Genomic DNA, 2,596 nt, shown 5'->3' with positions numbered 1-2,596 from the left:
TCTCGATGTTGACAAAAAAAGCAATTCATACATGGAGCTGAATTGTTAGCCACTACCAGATCTCCGACGTGCCAATCGGTGACACCGCGACCGACGGCGATAATTTTACCCGCCCCTTCATGTCCGAAGCGGGTGGGCGGATTGAGCATTTTGGCATGTCCGCCGCGCCGCCAGACTTTAAGATCCGTCCCGCAAGTAGTCGCAGCGGCAATCTCGATCGTCACTTCACCTTCAGCAGGCGAGGGCGGATCGATGGTTTCGAGGCGGAGATCTTCGCGACCGTAAAGGAGGGCTGCTATCACAATTCGATCGGCAATCGAGCCTGTTAGAGAGCTACTTCAGTATAAGAAACTTTGCGATCGAAAATCCATTACCCATCCACCCATCCACTCATCCACCCATCCACCCCTCCACCCCTCTACCAGCCAAATTGCCAGTTGTTGTTGCAGATAACTGATTCCACCACGAAAGACAGGATATAATATAGTGTTTCAGGCTGGCAGAACCTCGCCCCTAGAAAATCGAGCTAGTTGTAATTGCGATGGTGTAGCCTCCACGCGCGATCGTCGCACGACTCGGACAAGGCAGGCGATTTTTCTGGCACAATTTCTTCCCATAATATCCGCAATATGAACGACAAAAAAGTAGAAGATCCTAAATTGGTGATAGTTTATTTTGCTAATGGTACCGTCCAATGGGTGAAGTCTGGCAGCACCAATCAATGGTCTAGGGATGGTGGTAGGGTAAACAAATTTTTTGAAGGTAGGGTTTACCAGACAGCAACTGGCGAAAAAGTGAAGATCAAGCAGCATTTTAAACTCCTAAATACGGTATTTATGGATGTAGGAACTGGTGCATTTCTCGATACTGTTAGGGAAGATTTACTCGGCTTAGTGCCAGATCCTAACGATAGTATCCAACACTGCAAATGGTGGGATGTCGATTGGTCTTGTCCGATCGTTTTCGAGCCAAAACCAGAACGGAAGCCATATAAAAGTCCGATCGTCCGCAGCTAATCTACAAGTCTTAAGCAAAATGTCCGATCGGGCAGCAACTCAAAAATCTTAACGTGCGAGTTAGCTGTAAACTTGGCATGATGATGAAATTACTCGTCCAGTGAATGAGTGCTCAAACATGAAAGAAATTTTAATTCTCGGTCAACAGGGGCAAGTTGCTTGGGAGCTGCAAGTGACGTTAGCAACGCTAGGACGGGTGACGGTTTTAGGATCTCAAGAGCTAGACTTAGCCGATCCCGATCGAATTAGAGCCAAGATCGCTGCCCTCCAACCCCAAATTATTGTCAATGCAGCGGCCTATACAGCCGTAGATAAGGCCGAAAGCGAGCCAGAACTAGCGATGGCGATTAATGGCACCGCGCCGGGGATTCTCGCGGAACTAGCCCGTAAATCTCAAGCCTTACTGATCCATTATTCGACGGAGTACGTCTTTGACGGTCAGAAAACTACTCCCTATCTAGAAACCGACACCCCAAATCCAGTGAGTGCTTATGGAGCTAGCAAACTTGCTGGAGAGCAGGCAATTACCCAAGTAGATTGTGCGCATCTGATTTTGCGGACGACGTGGGTGTATGGCAATCGGGGCAAAAATTTCTTGCTGACTATTTTGCGGCTAGCTGCCGAACGTCCCGAACTCAAAATCGTCGCCGATCAGGTGGGTGCGCCGACTTGGAGTAGATCGATCGCCGAAGCAACCGCCCAAATTATTGCCCAGTCTCATCCAGATCGATCGAATTTGAGAGGGATTTACAATCTCTCCGCAGCGGGTAAAACTAGTTGGCATGGTTTCGCGACTGAAATCGTTACTCGGTATCGATCGCATTATCCCGATCGACATCTCGCCATCGAGAATATTTTAGCGATTCCCGCTACCGATTATCCTACTCCCGCCCAACGTCCGGCTTATTCGATTTTAGATAATAGTAAGGTGTTGGCAGACTTTGGCGTACAGTTACCAGATTGGAATGCTAGTTTAGGTCAGTTATTTGCCAGATGGCAATAAATATTCAGCGATTGGTTCTTCCGAACTTTTTCGGAAGAACCCAATGTCTTGACGATCTCACAGATTATTTGAAGCCAGCACACTTGGATAATGCTTTGCGCAGTTCCATCGGTGCTTCACTTGCCGACAACGAGCGGGAAGTCGGACAACCAAAAGTCATACTTTCCACCGTACCATTAGCCCTGAACTTGGCATCGATCGGTAGCGAGCCACTATCGAAGATGGCTACATAACCGTTACCTGTTTTTAAGGTGCGCTGATAAGTTCCCATCCATTTTTTCAGACTTCCCATTAATTCTCGCCCCTGACGGGTGCTACCCGGAGCGGATTCATCTCGAAACATGCGATCGATCGCCACTTCTGGAGTTGGTTGTGCGGTGGCAGACATTGCGAACGAGCAGAGCGAGACTAACACTATTGCTGAGACAATAGCGATCCGATTGGGAGATTGCATATTGATTACCTTCATGTCGATTGATGACCCGATTGTAATTTTGCTTAGATCTTAGCTCATGCTTCAAAATCTGGTAGGGACTGGCAGACGGGTAAATACAAGTGTCCCCTATCCCCTATCCCC

Annotated in this window: 4 protein-coding genes; 2 read left to right on the top strand and 2 right to left on the bottom strand. The window is 48.1% G+C overall.

Features of this window, described 5'->3' with window-relative positions:
- A partial coding sequence (locus tag C7B77_RS27890; protein WP_181244062.1) for an alcohol dehydrogenase catalytic domain-containing protein occupies window positions 1-302 on the bottom strand: 302 nt, incomplete at its 3' end.
- Between the two features lie 327 nt (window positions 303-629).
- Between C7B77_RS27890 and C7B77_RS27885 the strand changes: the two genes are divergently transcribed.
- Entirely contained in the window at window positions 630-1,016 is a 387-nt protein-coding gene (locus C7B77_RS27885) for a hypothetical protein (protein WP_015158157.1), read from the top strand.
- A gap of 100 nt (window positions 1,017-1,116) precedes the next feature.
- A complete protein-coding gene (gene rfbD / locus C7B77_RS27880) occupies window positions 1,117-2,019 on the top strand; it encodes a dTDP-4-dehydrorhamnose reductase (RefSeq protein ID WP_281261400.1) in 903 nt (300 codons plus the stop codon).
- A 64-nt stretch (window positions 2,020-2,083) separates the two neighbouring features.
- Here rfbD and C7B77_RS27875 read toward each other — a convergent pair whose 3' ends face one another.
- Window positions 2,084-2,473, bottom strand: coding sequence for a hypothetical protein (locus C7B77_RS27875; protein WP_146138572.1), 390 nt, complete (start codon window positions 2,471-2,473; stop codon window positions 2,084-2,086).
- Window positions 2,474-2,596 lie beyond the last annotated feature (123 nt).

The sequence above is a fragment of the Chamaesiphon polymorphus CCALA 037 genome (assembly GCF_003003845.1).
Lineage (GTDB): Bacteria > Cyanobacteriota > Cyanobacteriia > Cyanobacteriales > Chamaesiphonaceae > Chamaesiphon > Chamaesiphon polymorphus.
The sequence above is the reverse complement of the archived record's forward strand: the minus strand, read 5'-3'. Positions and strand labels throughout refer to the sequence as shown.